Raw genomic sequence first — 19,207 nt, 5'->3', positions numbered from 1 at the left:
GACAAAGGGAATCGCATCGAACCACATGCGGTTGAGCCAGAACCCACACAAAGAACCCCCTTCCACAAAAAAACCGGCGCGGTTCATGACCGCGCCGGTTCTTTCCGCCCAAGGGCCGGAGACTTGGAATGGCTAGCGCGACACGAAGCAGTTGCCGCCGGCAGCCTTGTAGTTGGTGCACAGGTTGATCGCATCGTTGCGCGACTTCGCCGGGACGCGGACGCGATAGAACGTTCCCTTGCCGGCGATCTCGGCTTTGACGATGTTGGCGGTGTGGCCGGAAAGCACGCTGCCGTAGCGGCGCTGCAGATCCTGATAGGTCGACTGGGCGCTTTCGACAGTCGGTTGCGAAGCGATCTGCATCGACCACGAGCCACCGCCGGTCGAGGCGGCCGCCGGATTGATGGACGCAACCTGGTCGGGCTTGACCTCGCCGACGACGTCGACCGGCTGGTCGGACGGACGCTGCGGCGCAACCGGAACCGTGGCCGGCGTATTGGCAGGCTGGGCGGTTTGGGCCTCAGCCTCAGGCGCGGCTGCCGGCGCGGTTGTCGGATTGACTGTTTCCGGCTTGGCTGTTTCCGGCTTGGCGGTTTCGGTCTGGTCGCCGCCCACCGGGTCGACACCCAATAGGTCGCCGCTTGCCTGGTCGGCAACAGGCGGTACCGTACCGGTCTGTTCTGCTGCGTCGTCGGCCTCCCCCGCTGGGGCCACATGCTGCGGCGCCGGATCGACAGGTTCGACGGCGGCCATCTGCGGTGCCGCAGGCGCCGGATCCTCGCGCGCAACCAGCGAGCCATCTGATTTGACGACCATGGTTCTCACCTTGCGCGGTGCAACGGCGACGACGTCGGGGTCGATGCCCTGGTCGGCCTCTTGCAGAACCTGGGCGATACGATCCTCGGATTTGGGTGCCGGCGCGGCGGCGGCGTCAGCATTTCCGGCCGCTTGCGTGCCGCGGATCGCATTGGCGCCTTCAGCGGCGGATTCGGCATTTCGGATTGCATCGGCGGCTTCAGCCGTGTCGATATCGTCGGGCGAAAGATCGACCACACGGCTCTGCGGCGGCTCCTTGGCCGCCACGTCCACCGGCTCTTCGGTGTTGGTGACCAGTTTTTCCTGGACCGGTTCGGCAGGCTTTGCGCCACCCTTGGCCACTGCGTCATAGACCTTATTGTCCTGGTTCGGCACGACGGCGCCGCCCGGATTTTCAGGCCTGACCTTGATCGGTGCGTTGTCCGCCTTGACGATGACCGGCGCATCGGTGCCGCCGGCGCCGCCAAAAGACAGCGCGAAGGCGCCGAGACCGCCGGCGAGCGCCACTGCGCCGATGACTGCGGCGACCAGCAGGCCGCGGCTCCGCGGCCTCGCGGCATCGTGCTCAGCCAAGCCGGGAACCGACATGGCCTCATCCAGTTCGGGGTCGTAGTCGAATTCGTCCAATCCAAAGTCGTCGGCCTGCGAGGCCGGCCGGCCGTTGGGCAAGTCGCCCAGATCGAAGCCGCTGGCGGCATCGGCATAAGACGCACTGACAGACGCTTGTGCGGGTCTCGCCGCATAGGTCCGCGTTTCAACGCGGTCGGGCTCATAGCCTGACTGGAACCCGGCCGCTGACTGGAAACCGGCCGCTGACTGGAAACCTGCATTGTAGGATTCGTCGTCATACGCCGCACTGCGCGCCGGGGCGGCAGCGACGTCTACGGTATTCATTTCCGTGAGAAGGCTGGCGAACTCGGTGTCGAGATCGTCATAGGCAGGCGCCGCCGGTTCGTCTTCATTGAAGTCGAGTTCCGGAATATCGAGGTCGTCCGCCAGCGCCACGACGCGCTCGGGTACATCGACCGTCTCGACGTCGGGCATCTCGTCATACGCCGAAGACTGTTCGCTTTGCGCCGGCGCAGATCGCGCATCGGCGGCATCGTCTTGCGCCGGCTCATCCTGATAGGACGGTGCCGTAGCCATTGGCGGTGTCGCTTCCGTGGTCCTCGCCGAAGCCGTCGGCTGGGCTGCAAAGGCAGGTTGCGACTGCGCAACCGGCGTTACGCGGCTCCACGAACGGGCCGGCGCCGGCGGGGCGGAGCGTGCCGCCAGCCAGTTGAGCGAGTCATTCGGATCCTCCTGGGTAGCGGCGGCCGCAACGTTATCGCCATCGCCATGATCCAGACCGATGTCCTTGGCGAAGGCGGTATGCAATGCATCATCGTCGAAATCGACATCGGCCGGCCCGGCGGCATCTTCAGCGCCGAAATCCTGGCCCTCGAGTTCATCGAGGAGAACGGTATCGAGATCGGCGTCGGCGGACTGAACCGCGCTATTATCCGGCGACTCCGAAAGGTCTTGCTCGTCGAGGCTCCAGTCCAGTTCTTCGACAGGATTCACTGATTTGTCGGCGACCTTTTCAGTCGCGGCTACAGGGTGCTGAACCTTAGCGGGTTCGTTGGCCGCGGAGGCCGCCACGGGGGCAGCCCGTGTGCGCATGGTGCCCAACAGCGCGTTCAGCTCGTCTTCGAGGCTCCGCTCGTCAGCGACGGGGGCTGGCGCCGCCGGCTGGACTACGGCGGCCGGCGCCGTCGGTTGGGCTGCCACGCCGGAGGCCTGCGCAACCGGCTCTTCGGCTTCCTCGGCAAGCGCGTCCTCGAAGCTCAGGTCAAAATCGGCGTCGAACGCATCTTCCGGGGTCGCGGCGGAAGGCTCGTGCTTGGCGACGATAGCCTCCGGTTCGTCAATTTCTGGCTCGTCAATTTCGACCGGTTCAGCCGTGCGACCGTCGAAATCCATGTCGACATCGACCATGGCATCGTCGAAATGGCCGGCAAAGTCCTCATCGGACTCGTCCGAAACAGCCCGAACAGGCCCAGCAGGAGCCTCAACAGCGGCCTGCTCCATCGGCCCATGTTCGTCGAGCATCAACTCGTCTTCGAGCGAGCTTGCGACGGCATTGTCGAATTCGTCGTCGAAGACGGGTTCGGCGACCGGCGCGGAGATTTCAGCGGGTTCGGCAGCGACGGCGTGCTCCATCGGCACGTGCTCGTCGAGCATCAGCTCGTCTTCCAGCGAGCTTGCGACCGCATTGTCGAATTCATCGTCGAAGGCGGGTTCGGCGGCCGGCGCGGATGCATCGATGGCGGCAGTATTCTGTTCGGCCTCGTCCGTCGCATCGTCGTCGACCAGTAAATCCTGTTCGAGCGACGCGGCAAGCTCGTCGTTCCCAAGCTCGTCGTTCATCGATAAATCGTCTTCGAATGGCGACACATCTTCGAGCGAACTGGCGAGCCCATTGTTGAAATCGTCATCGAAAGCAGCTTCAGCAGCCGGCGCGGATGCTTCGGCAACGACAGAACGAACGTCGTCGGCAGCAACGGCATGGGCGGTTTCGTCCGTCGCATCGTCGTCCAGCAGGAAATCCTGTTCGAGCGACGCGGCAAGCTCGTCGTTCCCAAGCTTGTCGTTCACTGGCAAATCGTCTTCGAATGGCGACACGCCTTCGAGCGAACTGGCAAGCGCATCGTCGAAATCGTCATCGAACGCAGCTTCAACAGCCGGCGCGGATGCTTCGGCAACACCAGAACGCGAGTCGTCGGCAGCAACGGCATGGGCGGTTTCGTCCGCCGCATCATCGTCCAGCAGCAAATCCTGTTCGAGCGACGCGGCAAGCTCGTCGTCCACGGCGTTGGTGGCAGCCGCTTCGAAAGCCGGCTCGCGAATCTCGGTTGCGCCGTCGTTGTCGTCGGCGCCGAATTCGCCCATCAACTCCTTCTCGAGATCGATGTCGAAATCGCCCTCGTCCGCCGGCTGGCTGGCGGGAGCCGCCTTCGGCTGGGCCTGCGGCTTGACGGGCTGGCGCGGGTCGAACCCCATGATCCTGGTCAGTTCCGCGAACGGATCATCGTCAGCGATATCGTTTTGGGCGGCTGCTCTCAGCTGGGTTCTGTCTGCCATTATTGTTCCCGAACTCGCACTCATTCGGACGCCATGGACGTCGCGTAGGGTTGGCCCTTACCAGCGCAATGTGGGCAAAAGGTGACAGGTTTTTTAGTCAAACCTAACGCATTTCGGTGGGCGCATCGGCTCCGATCAGCGTCAGGCCGGACGTCAAAACGTCCGAAACAGCCTGCACCAGCCCTAGTCTGGCATGCGTCAATTGTCGGTCGTTAACCTTAACAAAACGTAAGTCCGGATTCTCGGTGCCGCGGTTCCAATGTCCGTGGAAGCTAGAGGCGAGATCGTAGAGGTAGAATGCCAGCCGGTGCGGCTCGAGCGCAAGTGCCGCGGATTCAATCAGCCGCGGATATTCGGCAAGCTTCCTGATCAGGCCGATCTCGCCTTCGTCGGTCAGCGAAGCGGTGGCGGCGGCCAGCCGATTGCGGTCGAAATTGGCCTCGCCCAACTGTTCGCTCGCCTGCCGGAACACCGAATGGCAGCGCGCCGAAGCGTACTGCACGTAAAACACCGGATTGTCCTTCGACTGCTCGGTCACCTTGGCGAAGTCGAAATCGAGCGGCGCATCGTTCTTGCGGTAGAGCATCATAAAGCGGATCGGATCGCGGCCGACCTCCTCCACCACTTCGCGCAGCGTCACGAAATCGCCCGACCGCTTCGACATGCGCACCGGTTCGCCCTCGCGAAAAAGCCTCACCAGCTGGCAAAGCAGCACGGTAAGCTTCACCTCGTCGCCGGAAATCGCCCGGGCGAGCGCTTCCAGGCGCTTCACATAGCCGCCATGATCGGCGCCAAGCACATAGATCAGCTCGACGAAACCGCGATCGACCTTGTCCTTCAAATAGGCGACGTCCGCGGCGAAATAGGTGAAGGTGCCGTCCGACTTGACCAGCGCCCGGTCCATGTCGTCGCCGACCGCTGTCGAGCGGAACAGCGTCTGCTCGCGATCCTCCCAGTCGTCCGGCTTCTCGCCCTTGGGCGGCGGCAGCTTGCCCTTGTAAATATGACCCTTGAGCGTGAGGTCGTTGATCGCCGAGCGGATTTTCCGGGCGTTGTCGGCATGCAGCGTGCGCTCCGAGAAAAAGACGTCGTGATGCACATTGAGCAGCGCCAGATCCTCACGGATCATCGCCATCATCGCATCGATCGTCCTGTCCTTGACGATCGCAAGCGCTTCTTCGTCCTGCATCTGCAGCAGGGAGCGGTCGAATTCGCTGGCCAGCGCCTGGCCGACCGGGATGAGATAGTCGCCCGGATAGAGCCCGGCCGGAATCTCGCCGATGTCGTCGCCGAGCGCCTCGCGGTAACGCAGCATGGCAGAACGGCCGAGCACGTCGATCTGCGAACCAGCGTCGTTGATGACATATTCCTTGGTCACGTCATAACCGGCGAAGGCCATCAGATTGGCGAGCGCATCACCCACCACGGCGCCACGGCAATGGCCGACATGCATCGGTCCGGTAGGGTTAGCCGAGACATATTCGACATTGGCTTTCTTGCCGCCGCCGACTGTCGAGCGGCCGTAATCGCGGCCTTCGCCGAGCAGCGCAGTCAGGTGTACCTGCCAGAAGGCGTCCTTGAGCCTGAGATTGACGAAGCCCGGACCGGCAACGTCTGCAGCAGCGATGTCGATGTCGGCGCGCAGCGCCTGCGCCAGCCTTTCAGCCAGTGCGCGTGGCGACTGGCCGGTCGGCTTGGCCAGCACCATTGCCGCATTGGTCGCCAGGTCGCCATGGCTGGCGTCGCGCGGCGGCTCGACGGCGATGCGCGACAGGTCCAGCGCACCGCCGTCTTTGTCTTTCAAATCAAGCGCTTCGACAGCTCTGGTGATTCGCGCGTTGAAATCGGCGAAGATGTTCATTGGGGTGGCTCTGGGGTGTGGCTCTGGCGGCTTTGCAGGGATCCGGCTTATTGGCCGGCAAATCGAGTTCGGCCTAGCTTAATTCAGGCGTATGGTCAAACAAACGGCGGTGTTCTTTCAAAGCGTACGTATCCGTCATACCCGCCAGGAAATCGGCGACGCTGCGCGCCTTGATGCGATCGTCGGCCCGGTCGAGCCCTTCGCGCCAGCCGTCGGGCATGGCGCGCGGATCGGCGAAATAGACCTCGAACAGGTCGTTGACGATCTGCTCGGCCTCGTTACGCACGCGCATGACCTCGCTGTGCCGGTAGAGATGCTTGTAGAGAAAGGCCTTCAATTCCTTTTCGAACGCGGCCATTTCGGCTGAAAAGGTCACCATCGTCTCGCCTGCCGCCCTTACCGCGTCGGCGCTGTCCGGCTTGATGCGGGCCAGATTGGCGGTGGTGGAAACGATGACATCCTCGACCATCATCGTGATCTGCCGTCGCATCAGTTCGTGCCCTGTCCTCACATCGTCCAGCGCCGGATAGCGCTGGCGCACGCCTTCCAGGATCGAGCCGGGCAGCGAGACCTTTTCCAGCATGTCCAGCGTCAGGAAGCCGGATCTCAGGCCGTCGTCGATGTCATGGGTGTTGTAGGCGATGTCGTCGGCGATTGCCGCGCACTGCGCCTCGATGCCGGCGAAGCGGTCGAGTTCGAGGTCGTGCAGCTCCGAATAGTCGCGGATCGCTTGCGGCACCGGCCCCTTCAGGCCTTTTCCCCTGGCGTCGGTCAGCGGGCCGTTGTGCTTGACCAGCCCCTCCAGCGTTTCCCAGGTGAGGTTCAGCCCGTCGAATTCGGCATAGCGGCTCTCCAGCCGCGTCACCACGCGCAGCGATTGCGCATTGTGATCGAAGCCGCCCCAGGCGACCATTTTCTCGTTCAGCGCGTCCTCGCCGGTATGGCCGAAGGGCGTGTGGCCGAAATCGTGCACCAGCGCCACCGCTTCGGCCAGGTCCTCGTCGCCGCGCAGCGCCCGCGCCAGGGCGCGCGCTATCTGCGCCACCTCGATCGAATGCGTCAGCCGGGTGCGGTAATGATCGCCCTCATGCGCGACGAACACTTGCGTCTTGTGCTTCAGCCGGCGGAATGCCGTCGAATGGATGATGCGGTCGCGGTCGCGCTGGAACGGCGTCCGGGTCGGGCTCTCCACCTCGTCGAACAGCCGCCCGCGCGACTTCGCCGGATCGCAGGCATAGGCTGCGCGCGGCCGATAACCGAATCCGATGTCGCCCAACTCATTTGTCATCGCCCCAACTCAATTGTCATAGCCTATGCCGCAGTTGACTTGCCCTCTCGCGCTTCATACCTATCATGTGAAACCGAAAGCAAGGTGACGCCCATGGGCGCGGATGCCAAGACTGCCATGAAAGTCGAGATGACGGACGCCGCCGCCAGGAGGATCGCGAAGATTGTATCTGGCGAAGCCGGCAAGAAGGCGCTGCGCGTTTCGGTCGAGGGCGGCGGCTGCTCCGGTTTTTCCTACAAGTTCGACCTGGTCGACACGCGCAACGATGACGACGTCGCCATCGAGAAAGACGGCGCAACCGTACTGATCGACGACCTCTCGCTGGTCTATATGGGTGGCTCGGTGATCGATTTCGTCGACGACTTGATGGGCCAGTCGTTCCAGATCAGGAACCCGAATGCGGTCGCCTCGTGCGGCTGCGGCACTAGTTTCAGTATTTAGAAATGCCTGCCATCGGCGCGGTCCGTCAGGTCGCGCTTTCAGCCGGGCGCGATCTCGATGCAACGCTGACGTTCTGGCATGACGTGCTCGGCATGACGGTGCACGCACGCTTTGATCCGCCCGGCATCGCCTTCATCATGGCCGGCGACGTGCGGCTGCTGTTCACCGATGGCCTGCCGGCCGGCACCGTCTATCTCGACATTTCGGGCCTCGACGATTTTCACGCCTCGGCAAAAGCCGCCGGTGTCCCCTTCACCGCGCCGCCGATGCTCGTCCATCGCGATACCGAGGGCCTGTTCGGGCCGGCGGGGGAAAGCGAATGGATGGCCTTCCTAAAGGACCCGGCAGGCAATACGATCGGCCTCGTCGAACGTCATCCGCCGGAACAGCAATGAGGCCGTCATGAAAATCGTCACCTGGAACATCAACGGCGTTCGGGCCCGCATTGGCAATTTGACCCATTGGCTGACGGAAAGCGCGCCTGATATCGCCTGCCTGCAGGAGATCAAGACGGTCGACGAGCAGTTTCCGCGCGCCGAGATCGAGGCGCTTGGCTACAACGTCGAAATCCATGGCCAAAAGGGTTTTAATGGCGTCGCCATCCTGTCGAAGCTGCGCTTCGACGAGGTTATCAGAGGCTTGCCGGGCGACGATACGGACGAGCAGGCGCGTTTCATCGAGGGCGTGTTCTCGACCGACAAGGGCGCGTTGCGCGTTGCCTCGCTCTATTTGCCGAACGGCAACCCGATCGATGACGAGAAGAAGTTCTCCTACAAGCTTTCCTGGATGGCGCGGCTGGAGCGCTGGGCCGAGGAACGGCTCTTGCTCGAAGAGGCGCTGGTGCTGGCCGGGGACTACAATGTCATCCCGGAACCGATCGACGCAAAATTCCCGGAGAACTGGCTGACCGATGCGCTGTTCCAGCCCGAGACGAGGCAGGCGTTTCGCCGGCTGAAGAATCTTGGCTTCACCGAAGCGGTGCGCGCGGTCACCGACGCGCCGGACACCTTTACTTTCTGGGATTATCAGGCGGGCGCTTGGCAGAAGAACAACGGCATTCGCATCGATCACTTGCTGCTCTCGCCCGAGGCCGCCAACCGCTTTTCCTCGGCCTCGATCGAAAAGCATGTGCGCGCCTGGGAAAAACCCTCCGACCACGTGCCGGTGGCCGTCGAACTGGCTTTTGCGCCGATCTGATCATTTCGAGGTCCGGACCGCCGGATTCCCGGTTGATGGACCGTCATATCGCCACAATCGGGGGTTCCGCTGCAATCCGGGTTCGGCCGGGGTTCAGGATGACGATCAGGTTTGCGATTTGCCTATGTGCCGTCGCGCTCGCCCTCACGGCGACGCCGGCGTTTGCAGATCCTGAATGCCTGGCCAACGGAAAGTCATTCCAGATCGGCCAGGTCGCCTGCCTGACGCTTTCCGGCCGGAGCCATCTCGCCCGCTGCGACATGGTGCTCAACAACACGTCATGGACAAAGATCCGGGACGATTGTCCGGGAACCACGCTGACGCCGCCGGCCACGCCTATTTCAACGCCGGAGTCCGGCCTCGTTCCGACGAAACCGACCGAGAATTGATCTCGGCTGTCCGACTTCGAGATACCCAGTCTTCCTGACTATTGGCTTTGTGACTGGCTTCGCGACTACCGGTCGCCGCCGCCCTTGGTGAGGATGTCGTCGGCCAGTGAAATCGCGGTGCGGCGGTCGGCCTCGCCCGCGGCGGCAAACGCCTCTTCCTGCATGCCGCGTATCCATGGCTGGTCGGAAGGTGACGCCCGTTCGAGTGCCGCGGTCATCATCGCCAGCCCCCGAACGATCTTGCCGCTCTGGAAAAGCAGGTGGCCGAGCGTCGCCTGTGCGCCGGCATGTCCTTTTTCCGCAGCGAGTTGGAACCAGCGCCCGGCCTGCTTGAGGCTAGCCTTGACGCCGCCCTTGCCATTCAGAAAGATCTGGCCCATCTCGAACTGGGCATTCGGGTTGCGGTAATTGGCGGCGGCGCGCATGTAATATTCCTGGGCCGCCACCTCGTTCTCTGTGATGGGGCTGCCGGGGATGCCCTTCCTCAGATAATCGCCGAGCGCCACGAGCGCGTCCGACACATAGCTCTCTTCCGGCGAACCGGGCTCGACGTCCTGGTCGGCGATCTCGCTGAAGAACTTGAACGCCGCGTAATCGTCGCGCTCCACGCCGTCACCCTCGGCATACATACGCGCAAGCTTCCAGGTGGCGCCGATCTGGCCGTTTTCGGCCGCGTACTTATAAGCCTCCGCGGCCTGCTCCTTGCGGCCGTTCTTATAGGCGGAGAAGCCGAACTGAAACACCGCCCATGGGCTGGACTGCGGCTTCACGCCGGTCTTGTCGTCGAACACCTTGTCGTCGAAGGCCATGGCCTGGCCCGCGGCGCCCAAGGTCGCGCCAAAAGTGGCGATCGCGACCAGTGCCGAAAAGACAGACAACCTCAGCAACTCAGATATCCGCATAACAATGTGTTTCTTTCGCACCACCGGGATGGGTGACCGCGCCGTCGCGGGCAGGCCCTACCGTTTGCGCATACTTCCAGATCGCGCCCGACTGATAGTCGGTCGCGCGCGCCTTCCATGCCTTCGCCCTGGCCGCCAGTTCGGCGTCGGACAGCGCCACCTCGATCGTGCCGCTCACCGCGTCGATCGAGATCAAATCGCCATCCCTGAGCAGCCCGATCGGACCACCCACGGCGGCTTCCGGCCCGACATGGCCGATGCAGAAACCGCGTGTCGCGCCCGAAAAACGTCCGTCGGTGATGAGAGCCACCTTGCCGCCCATACCCTGACCGTAGAGAGCAGCCGTCGTCGATAGCATTTCGCGCATGCCCGGACCGCCGCGCGGTCCCTCGTAGCGGATGACGAGGACCTCGCCTTCGCTGTAGCTGCGATCCGTAACCGCCTGGAAACATTCCTCTTCCGAATCGAAGCAGCGTGCCGGACCAGAGAATTTCAGCTCCGACATGCCCGCGACCTTCACGATCGCGCCTTCGGGGGCAAGGTTTCCCTTCAAGCCCACGACGCCTCCCGTTTGGGTGATTGGTCGGTTGGCGGGACGGACCACATCCTGGCTATCATTCCACGCAACGTGCTCCATATTTTCGGCTAAAGTGCGGCCGGTCACCGTCAGGCAGTCGCCATGCAGATAGCCGTGGTCGAGCAACGTCTTCATCAAAAGCGGAATGCCGCCGGCTTCGAACATGTCCTTGGCGACATATTTACCGCCCGGCTTCAGGTCGGCGATGTAGGGCGTCTTCTCGAAGATCCTGGCGACGTCGAACAGATCGAACTTTATCCCCGCCTCATGCGCGATCGCCGGCAAATGCAGCGCTGCGTTGGTCGAGCCGCCGGTGGCCGAAACCACGGTTGCCGCATTCTCCAACGCCTTCAGCGTGACGATGTCGCGCGGGCGGATATTGTTTGCGATCAGCTCCATGATCTTTTCGCCGGCGGCGAAATTGAAGCGGTCGCGCATCTCGTAGGGCGCCGGCGCCCCGCAGGAATAGGGCAGCGCCAGACCGATGGCCTCGGCGACGGTGGCCATGGTGTTGGCGGTGAACTGGGCGCCGCAGGAGCCGGCCGACGGACAAGCGGCTTGTTCGATTTCGAGGAGTTCGGCGTCGCCGATCGTGCCGACCGAGTGCTGGCCGACGGCCTCGAACACATCCTGCACGGTGATCTGGCGGCCCTTGTAGGAACCGGGCAGGATCGAGCCGCCATAGATGAAGATCGACGGCACGTTGAGCCGCACCATGGCCATCATCATGCCGGGCAGCGACTTGTCGCAACCGGCAAGGCCAACCAGCGCATCGTAGCAATGGCCGCGCATGGTGAGTTCGACCGAATCGGCGATGACCTCGCGCGACACCAGCGACGATTTCATGCCCTGGTGGCCCATGGCGATGCCGTCCGTGACGGTGATGGTGCAGAATTCGCGTGGCGTGCCGTTAGCCGCGGCGACGCCCCTCTTGACCACCTGCGCCTGGCGCATCAGCGAGATGTTGCACGGTGCCGCCTCGTTCCAGCAGCTCGCGACACCGACCAGCGGCTGCGCGATCTCGGCCGCCGACAATCCCATCGCATAGAGATAGGAGCGGTGCGGCGCGCGCGCCGGACCGACGGTCACATACCGGCTGGGCAGCTTGGCCTTGGAGATGACTCTGGCGTTCATACTCTTCCCTTGCCGCGAGCGGTGCGACCTGCCCCATTGCCGAGCCTTTTGGCACATGCCCTGAGACGAATTCGAGGTGCGCCGGGTTTATGGCGGGAAGTAGGCAATGTCGGCGGGCGCCCTTGTGGCGCGAGGGTTGTTCAGAAACTGTTGCCAAAACATCACGATCGCGTGAGGCAGAGGGAAGCGGCTCGTTGCAACGCCGCTTGGTTACCGGGAAGCCCCCCTCAAGTAAAAAAGTCGGGCATGACCCGGCTTTTTACTATTGAAAACTTATATTTAGAACTTGACCTTAACCGAAGCTGAGCCGGCAAGGAGCAGATCGTCGTCGTACGTGTAGGTGATGGCATTTGCCGTGTCGCCAACACCGGTGAAGGTCGACGACCCACTGGTCAGAACACCGATCGAACCGCCAAGTCTGACCTCAATCTTGTCGTTCGGCGAATAAGAAATGCCGCTGGCCACGGACCAGGTGTCCGACTGATAGCCGGAGGTCGTCGAGGTTCCACGGTCCCAGGTCAGCGAAACCGCGCCAGACAATTGGTCGGTGAACTTGTGAGCTATGCCGCCCGAAACCGTCCAGCCGTCGCGATAAAGCAGATCGAAAGAAACGGGCGAGGGTGTACCGAAAACCGGGTTAATCACGCCGTTAATTGGAATAATGCCAAGCTTGCTCCACTCCTGCCAGCGAACCGAGCCAAAGGCCAACCAGCCAGGCGCTATCCCGCTCTGCAGCTTGAATTCCACGGCCTGGGGTATCTCGGCCGAGGCGGAGACAGGGAACACTCCGGTAACATTTCCTAGCGGCCCACCTGCAAATCCGGTCGTGTCGACGGTTCCCGACAGTCCGTCATATTTGTAGCTCGAAGAGTACATCAAGCTTGCGCGCAAGGCGATTTCGGGAATTTCATAAGCGGCGCCCACGCGCCAACCCCATGCCTCGTCGGAAAGCTTGAATTTTCCGAGGCCGGTATTGCCGAAGGCCAGCAAGGTCTGGCGCGACAGAAACGCATCGACCTCCTGGTAGGAGACGCCGCCGATGAACCGCAGGGAGCCCTTGCCGACGTTTATCTTGTAGGAGCAGGTAAGGCCGAAATCATTTGTTTTGACGTAGTATTCGACCGCGGTTGGCGAATAGGCGTTGTTCATTCCGAAGTCTGCCTCCGCACCATACGGTTCCGTATAGCTCGCAAGGCAATCCACTGGTTCAAAAATGTTGGCCTTGATACCGATGCGCGGCACCGCATAGTCGCCGTCGACATCAACTGACGAAGACGACATTCCCGAGCCATCCAGGCGCTGCACATTCTTCAGTGTGCGCTGTGGCGAAACATAGGTGACGCCGGCGTCGAACGAATATGGCGCGGCATCAAACAACTGGTCAATGTTGACACCGCCCCGGTCGAAGCCGCCCGCGTTCGCAACGCCCGAAATCAATAGCGAGAAGCACCACGCCCCCAGCAGCGCTTTCAGACGCAAATTGTTCATGACTCTCCTCCCCGAATACGAATGGACGAAGCTAGAACCAAATCAGGTTAACGGCGCAACAACGAATTCTCGACGCGTACATGTACGCCTTCGCCGACCGTATTTTAGACAAAGTGGCAGCTTCACCGCAGAGCGGGAAAACGGCTCATTTGGCTGCAAATTGAGAAAAAAACTCGGAAAACTCGCATGGAACGGCGCAAAAACGGCCCGTTTTGCGAGAACCAACCCCCATTGTTACATTATGGCAACAATAGGGCTAAAACATTCCGTTTACGTCAAGATTTACGCTGCGGAATGCCTATTTTCGTGGCAGGGACCCCGTCCGAAAAGCAGGTTCGGAGACTCGCGAACCTAGAGCATCGGACCCAAAGCGGCGCCCGGTTTTTGGGACAATCCGATGCTCAGAAAATCTGATTCTCAAACACCAGAGATAGGTCAACCGGCTTCACGCACCCGTGTCAGCGCCACCGAAAGCTTTTCTTGCGCCTCGCGATATTCGGCGAGTTTTTCGCGCTCGGCTTCCACGACCTCTTCCGGCGCGTTGGCGACGAATTTCTCGTTGGACAGCTTCTTGTGCAGGCGGGCGATCTCTTCGGTCACCTTGACCAGTTCCTTCTGCAGCCGCGCCGCCTCGGCAGTAAGGTCGATCAGGCTGCCGAGCGGCAAGCAGATGGTCGCCTCGTTGAGCACGATCTGGGCGGAGCCTTTGGGCGCCGCATCGACCAGCGAGATGTCGCCGACCCGCGCCAGCCGCTTGATGGCCGACGCCTGGCGCTCAAGCCTTTCGTGGGTTGCGGTATTGGCGCCGATCACCATCAGCGGCGCGATCGCAGCCGGCGGCACGTTCATTTCCGAGCGCACGGAGCGGATGCCTGAGACGAGATCGACCAGCCAGTTGATGTCGGCGGCCGCTGCCTCATCTTCGAAATCGGGCGACGGCCACGCGGCATGGCAAAGCAGCGATGGCCGCTCCTTGCCCTCGCCTGATGTCTCAGCCCACAGCTCTTCGGTCATGAATGGCATCATCGGATGCAGCAGCTTATAGATCTCGTCGAGCACGAAGGCGACACAAGCCCGGCTTTCGGCCTTGGCAGCCTCGTCCGGACCTGTGAAAACCGGCTTCAGCAGTTCCAGGTACCAGTCGCAGAACAGGTTCCAGACGAAGCGGTAGGCCGCGCCCGCCGCCTCGTTGAACCGGTATGAGGTGATGCCATCGGTGATTTCGCGCGCGGCGCGCGTCAGTTCGGTCAGGATCCAGCGGTTGACCGCCAGCTTGGCGTCGTTCAGCCAGAACTCGTCGTTCCTCGCGACGTCGTTCATCTCGGCAAAGCGCGTCGCGTTCCACAGCTTGGTGCCGAAGTTGCGGTAGCCGGCGATGCGGGCCGGATCGAGCTTCACGTCGCGCCCTTGCGCGGCCATCACCGTCAGCGTGAAGCGCAGCGCGTCGGCGCCGTATTCGTCGATGAGTTCGAGCGGGTCGATGACGTTGCCTTTCGACTTCGACATCTTCTGCCCGTTCTTGTCGCGCACCAGCGCATGGACATAGACGGTGTGGAACGGCTCCTCGTCCATGAAATGCAGGCCCATCATCATCATGCGGGCGACCCAGAAGAAGATGATGTCGAAACCGGTCACCAGCACGTCGGTCTGGTAGTAGGTTTTCAGCTCCGGCGTCTGGTCCGGCCAGCCAAGCGTCGAGAACGGCCACAGCGCCGACGAGAACCATGTGTCGAGCACATCCTCGTCGCGGGTCAGGATCTCGCCCGGCTTGAAGTTCTCGAGCTTGTCCTCGACCCAGGCCTTCCATGGCCCTTCCAGCGCCAGATAATATTCGACGGCGGCTGCGAGCGCCTCCTCTTCGGTCTTCTCGACGAAGACGCGTCCATCCGGTCCATACCAGGCCGGGATCTGGTGACCCCACCAGAGCTGGCGCGAAATGCACCAGGGCTGGATGTTCTCCATCCAGTCGAAATAGGTCTTTTCCCAGTTTTTCGGCACGAAATCGGTACGGCCCTCGCGCACCGCACGAATAGCCGGCTTGGCGAGCTCCGCCGCGTTCGCATACCATTGTTCGGTCAGGAACGGTTCGATCGGCACGCCGCCGCGATCGCCATGCGGCACAGCATGGCGATGCGGCTCGACCTTTTCGAGGAAACCGCCCGCCTCCATCAGCTCGACGATCTTCTTGCGCGCGACGAAACGATCGAGGCCATTGAGTTCGTCCCAGACGGCCTGGCGCTCGGGCGTCACCTCCAGCCCGGCGAGAAAGTCGTCATTGTCCGTGAGGGTGACCGCCGCCTCTACGGTGAGGATATTGATCGCTGGCAGCTTATGGCGCCTGCCGACCTCGAAGTCGTTGAAGTCGTGCGCCGGCGTGATCTTGACCGCGCCGCTGCCTTTCTCCGGATCGGAATATTGGTCCGCCACCACCGGGATCTTGCGGCCGACGATCGGCAGGACGAGGTTCTTGCCGACCAGATGCCGGAAACGCTCGTCGTCGGGATGCACCGCCACCGCCGTATCGCCCAGCATCGTTTCGGGACGCGTCGTCGCTACGGTGATGAAGGTTTTTGGATTTTCCGGATCGAAGACCTCGCCCTCGACGGGATAGCGGAAATGCCAGAGATTGCCGTTGACCTCCTGCTGTTCGACCTCGAGGTCGGAAATCGCAGTCAAGAGCTTCGGGTCCCAGTTCACAAGGCGCTTGTCCTTGTAGATCAGGCCTTCCTTGTAGAGCGTGACGAACACTTCGAGCACCGCCTTGGAAAGGCCCTCGTCCATGGTGAAACGCTCCCGGCTCCAGTCGGCGGAGGCCCCCAGCCGCTTCAACTGGTTTAGGATCGCGCCGCCGGATTCGGCTTTCCACTCCCAGACTTTCTCGATGAACTCATCGCGCGTCAGGTCGCGGCGGTGGATCTGCTTCTCCATGAGCTGGCGCTCGACCACCATCTGCGTGGCTATGCCGGCATGGTCCATGCCGGGCTGCCACAGCACGTTCTTGCCGCGCATGCGCTCGAAGCGCACCAGAATGTCCTGCAGCGTGTTGTTGAGCGCATGGCCCATATGCAGCGAACCGGTGACGTTCGGCGGCGGGATGACGATGGTGAAGGCTTCCGCGCCCTCCTCGGCGCCTGCGCCGGCACGAAACGCGTCGGCCTCCTCCCAGATTTTGGCGATCTTCGGCTCGACGATTTTGGCGTCGTAGGTTTTTTCGAGCATAGGGAAATGGTCCGAGCTGTCGGGTTTTTGCTGGTCCGGTGTAAATCGGAAGGTTTTGGCCAAGTCAACCGCGAGGCGGCAGGCGAGCTGGCTCGCCTGCCATACAGATAGATCGGACAAGATCACAGGCAATGCCACTGCCGAGGCCGTGGGCATTGCATCGCGCATCAACGAAGACGCCGCCCGCAGCGGCGGGGTTCATCTGTCGACCGTCGGAATTATTACTGCGCGCCGCGCGCCACGCGTTACTGCGCGCCGCGCGCCACGCGTTCGATTTCCTCGCGCACCAGCCGCTCGACCAGCGTCGGCAGATTGTTGTCCAGCCAGTCCTGCAGCATCGGCCTCAGCATCTCCTCGGCCATCTCGTCGAAGGTTTTCTTGCTGCGGCTGGCGAACGCATCGGAAAGCTCGCCGAAGGCGGCAGCAACTTGCCGGCCCGTATGTTCGGAAAGGATCGCCGGACGAGCCGATGGCGCCTCGCTTGCCGGGCGCGCCAACCCGCTTCGCGACGGGGCCGGCTCGAAAGCAGGTTCGGCCGCGTCGAAAACCTCGGGCTTCGGTTCGGCGTCCGGCGTCCGTCGCCCCTCGGCCGCGTCCGGGGTGTTGTCCGGCTTGGCCGCGGTCATCGCTTCGCCGACTGCGGCGATTTCCCGCCGCCAGTCGGCAACGATGCTGTCGGTCGTCTCCGCAACCCTTGCCATCGCAGGCGCATCTAGCTCTGGCTTGGCGGCCGGGACCGGTTCGGCCGCGACCCTGGCACCAGCAAGCGTCACGGGCGCTTTGACCGGAGCCGGATCGGAATGCACCCGCGACTCCATGCGTGCGATGACGGGCTCGACGGCCGACGGTTGCGCCTGCACCTCGGTCAGCGTGACCGGCCCCCTGGCGTCCAATCCTGAACGCAATTCGGAGCGAAACGCGCTCACCTCCGGCGGCGCTCCGCCTGCCTCCGGCGGCGCCCCGCCTGCCGCCGGTGCCGGCACGGCAACCGACGCCAAATCCTGCAGCAGGTCGTCCGCCTCATCCGGCTGCTTGCGGCCGGTATCGTTGTCCTCGATGATCCTCCTGATGGAAGCCAGTATCTCTTCCATGGAAGGTTCGCGCTGTACGCTGCTTGCCGTCGCCATCGTCACATCCGCCGCCCTTGTGACTCGTTGTAGATTCCCTGTCCGGCCAAAGCCGGATTCGAATCATGACGACAGCGTAACCGACGGATCGCGTTACGAGAATCCCCAATCTGAGGGCATGTTGGATTTCAACAGATTAGAGCCCGCGCGTTCCTTCGAACGCGCGGGCTCCAGTGCCTTGAAACTGGACGGGATTTGAAACTGCTGGCGCGATCAGCGGCCGTCTGGCGTGCGCAGGCCGATCCACTTGTCCTTGACCGCATTGTAATGCTCTTCGGGTCTGTATTTCGTCACCTGAAGGGCGAGACGCTCGACCGATAGACGACCGATCGCCGAGAGGATGGCATAGCTCGCCACCACCAAATCGCGTTCGGAACTGGCCTGATTGATCTTGGCGGTGATGAGGGTGGCCTGGGCGTTGAGAACGTCGAGCGTGGTGCGCTGGCCGACATTGCGCTCCTCGATGACCCCGCTCAAGGCAAGCTGCGCGGCGGCAATCACCTGCCTGTTGGCCACCACGGTTTGCTGGGCGGCGATATATTGCGTCCACGCCGAGGTCACGGCTTGCCGCACGGTGTCGCGGCTTACATCGACCTCGATCCGGGCCTGGCTGAGCGATTCCTTGTTCTGACGCACTATCGCCGAGGTCCGCCCGCCCGAATAGATCGGTATGGTCAGCGTGGCACCGATGCTGGCCGAATTGGTTGTGCCATCCTGCCCCTCCCCGGGATCGAAGCGCGGCACGGTGTTTTGATAGGCGCTGGAAACGCCGGCGGAAGCCGAAAGCTGCGGCAGCAGCGCGCCCTCGGCCGATTTCACCGAAAACGCCGCCGCGTCGACCAGATGCTGGGTGGAGAGGATGGCCGGGTGCTCGCTGGATGCAATCGCGATCGCCGCATCGAGGTTCGACGGCAACAGCTTCGACAGCGGCGAAGCGGCCCTGAGCCTGCCTGGCTCATCGCCGACGATCTGGCGATAGGTCGCAGCGCTTGCCAGCGCCTGCGCGCGGGCGGCGGCCAGTTCCGCCACAGCGGAGGAGCGCTCGGCATCGGCCTGGGCCACGTCGGTGCGGGTGCCTTCGCCGACTTCGAAGCGCGAACGCGCGGCGCGCGCCTGCTCGGTCAGGAACTGCAGGTTCTGCTCCGTCAGCACCGCCACTTGGCGGTCGCGAATCACGTCCATGTAGGCGCTTGCCGCGTTGAACAGAGTGTTCTCTTCGGTATTGCGCAGGCTCTCGAACGAGGCGCGGACCTGGGATTCGGCTGCAGCGACGTTGTTCCTGGTCTGAAAGCCGTCGAACAGGGTCTGGTCGATCTGGACGCCGAAGTTGCCGGTGGTCAAACGCGTGCTTTCGTTCGCGCCGGGGACATTGCCGCGGGCATTGAAATGGCTGTTCGAGTAGTCGATGTCGGCAGAACCGGTGATGGTCGGGCGCCAGCCGGACTTGGCGATGGCAACGCTCTCATCGGTGACGCGGACGCCGGCACGAGCCGAATTGAGCTCGGAATTGTTCTGGTAGGCTTTTGAAAGTGCACCGAGAATGGTTTCCGCCGAGGCGGCCAGCGGAGAAAGCGCGGTCGCCGAGAAGAGGACGGCGGCAAAAAGACTCTTGCGTAAAGACGGCACGTTATTCCCTCATTCGTTT

The 19,207-nt window shown here is 62.6% G+C and carries 13 protein-coding genes; 4 read left to right on the top strand and 9 right to left on the bottom strand.

Annotated features, from left to right (window positions below; translation table 11 throughout):
* Positions 1–132: 132 nt before the first annotated feature.
* The 3 genes from IHQ72_RS19380 to IHQ72_RS19370 form a co-directional block, all read right to left on the bottom strand.
* Positions 133–3,939 (bottom strand): SPOR domain-containing protein, encoded by a 3,807-nt coding sequence (locus IHQ72_RS19380; protein ID WP_258116580.1) that lies wholly within the window; start codon positions 3,937–3,939, stop codon positions 133–135.
* A gap of 103 nt (positions 3,940–4,042) precedes the next feature.
* A complete protein-coding gene (gene argS, locus IHQ72_RS19375; protein ID WP_258116579.1) occupies positions 4,043–5,800 on the bottom strand; it encodes an arginine--tRNA ligase in 1,758 nt (585 codons plus the stop codon).
* A gap of 73 nt (positions 5,801–5,873) precedes the next feature.
* Positions 5,874–7,088, bottom strand: coding sequence for a deoxyguanosinetriphosphate triphosphohydrolase (locus tag IHQ72_RS19370; protein ID WP_258116578.1), 1,215 nt, complete (start codon positions 7,086–7,088; stop codon positions 5,874–5,876).
* Positions 7,089–7,181: 93 nt separating this feature from the next.
* Between IHQ72_RS19370 and erpA the strand changes: the two genes are divergently transcribed.
* From erpA to IHQ72_RS19350, 4 genes are all read left to right on the top strand, one after another.
* Positions 7,182–7,529, top strand: a complete 348-nt coding sequence (erpA, locus tag IHQ72_RS19365) for an iron-sulfur cluster insertion protein ErpA (RefSeq protein WP_126106215.1) — start codon at positions 7,182–7,184, stop codon at positions 7,527–7,529.
* Positions 7,530–7,531: 2 nt separating this feature from the next.
* Positions 7,532–7,924, top strand: coding sequence for a VOC family protein (locus IHQ72_RS19360; protein WP_258116575.1), 393 nt, complete (start codon positions 7,532–7,534; stop codon positions 7,922–7,924).
* 7 nt (positions 7,925–7,931) lie between these two features.
* Positions 7,932–8,726 carry an exodeoxyribonuclease III gene (gene xth, locus IHQ72_RS19355; protein ID WP_258116573.1) on the top strand — a complete coding sequence of 265 codons (795 nt, stop codon included), beginning with the start codon at positions 7,932–7,934 and terminating at the stop codon, positions 8,724–8,726.
* A 98-nt stretch (positions 8,727–8,824) separates the two neighbouring features.
* Entirely contained in the window at positions 8,825–9,115 is a 291-nt protein-coding gene (locus IHQ72_RS19350) for a hypothetical protein (protein WP_258116572.1), read from the top strand.
* A gap of 65 nt (positions 9,116–9,180) precedes the next feature.
* On the opposite strand, the gene IHQ72_RS19345 is transcribed toward IHQ72_RS19350, so the two are convergent.
* From IHQ72_RS19345 to IHQ72_RS19320, 6 genes are all read right to left on the bottom strand, one after another.
* Positions 9,181–10,017 (bottom strand): tetratricopeptide repeat protein, encoded by an 837-nt coding sequence (locus IHQ72_RS19345; protein ID WP_192364098.1) that lies wholly within the window; start codon positions 10,015–10,017, stop codon positions 9,181–9,183.
* Positions 10,004–11,728 (bottom strand): dihydroxy-acid dehydratase, encoded by a 1,725-nt coding sequence (gene ilvD, locus IHQ72_RS19340; protein ID WP_258116568.1) that lies wholly within the window; start codon positions 11,726–11,728, stop codon positions 10,004–10,006. The genes IHQ72_RS19345 and ilvD overlap by 14 nt, the downstream gene beginning before the upstream one ends.
* Before the next feature lie 279 nt (positions 11,729–12,007).
* Entirely contained in the window at positions 12,008–13,216 is a 1,209-nt protein-coding gene (locus IHQ72_RS19335; RefSeq protein WP_258116567.1) for an OmpP1/FadL family transporter, read from the bottom strand.
* 435 nt (positions 13,217–13,651) lie between these two features.
* The gene (locus IHQ72_RS19330) at positions 13,652–16,435 is read right to left on the bottom strand and encodes a valine--tRNA ligase (RefSeq protein ID WP_258116566.1); all 2,784 of its coding nucleotides are present in this window, start codon (positions 16,433–16,435) and stop codon (positions 13,652–13,654) included.
* 245 nt (positions 16,436–16,680) lie between these two features.
* Entirely contained in the window at positions 16,681–17,562 is an 882-nt protein-coding gene (locus IHQ72_RS19325; RefSeq protein WP_258116564.1) for a PopZ family protein, read from the bottom strand.
* Between the two features lie 213 nt (positions 17,563–17,775).
* Positions 17,776–19,188 carry a TolC family outer membrane protein gene (locus IHQ72_RS19320; RefSeq protein WP_258116563.1) on the bottom strand — a complete coding sequence of 471 codons (1,413 nt, stop codon included), beginning with the start codon at positions 19,186–19,188 and terminating at the stop codon, positions 17,776–17,778.
* Between the last annotated feature and the right edge of the window lie 19 nt (positions 19,189–19,207).

The organism is Mesorhizobium onobrychidis (assembly GCF_024707545.1).
Taxonomy (GTDB): Bacteria; Pseudomonadota; Alphaproteobacteria; order Rhizobiales; family Rhizobiaceae; genus Mesorhizobium; species Mesorhizobium onobrychidis.
This window is presented reverse-complemented; position numbering and strand designations above follow the sequence as displayed.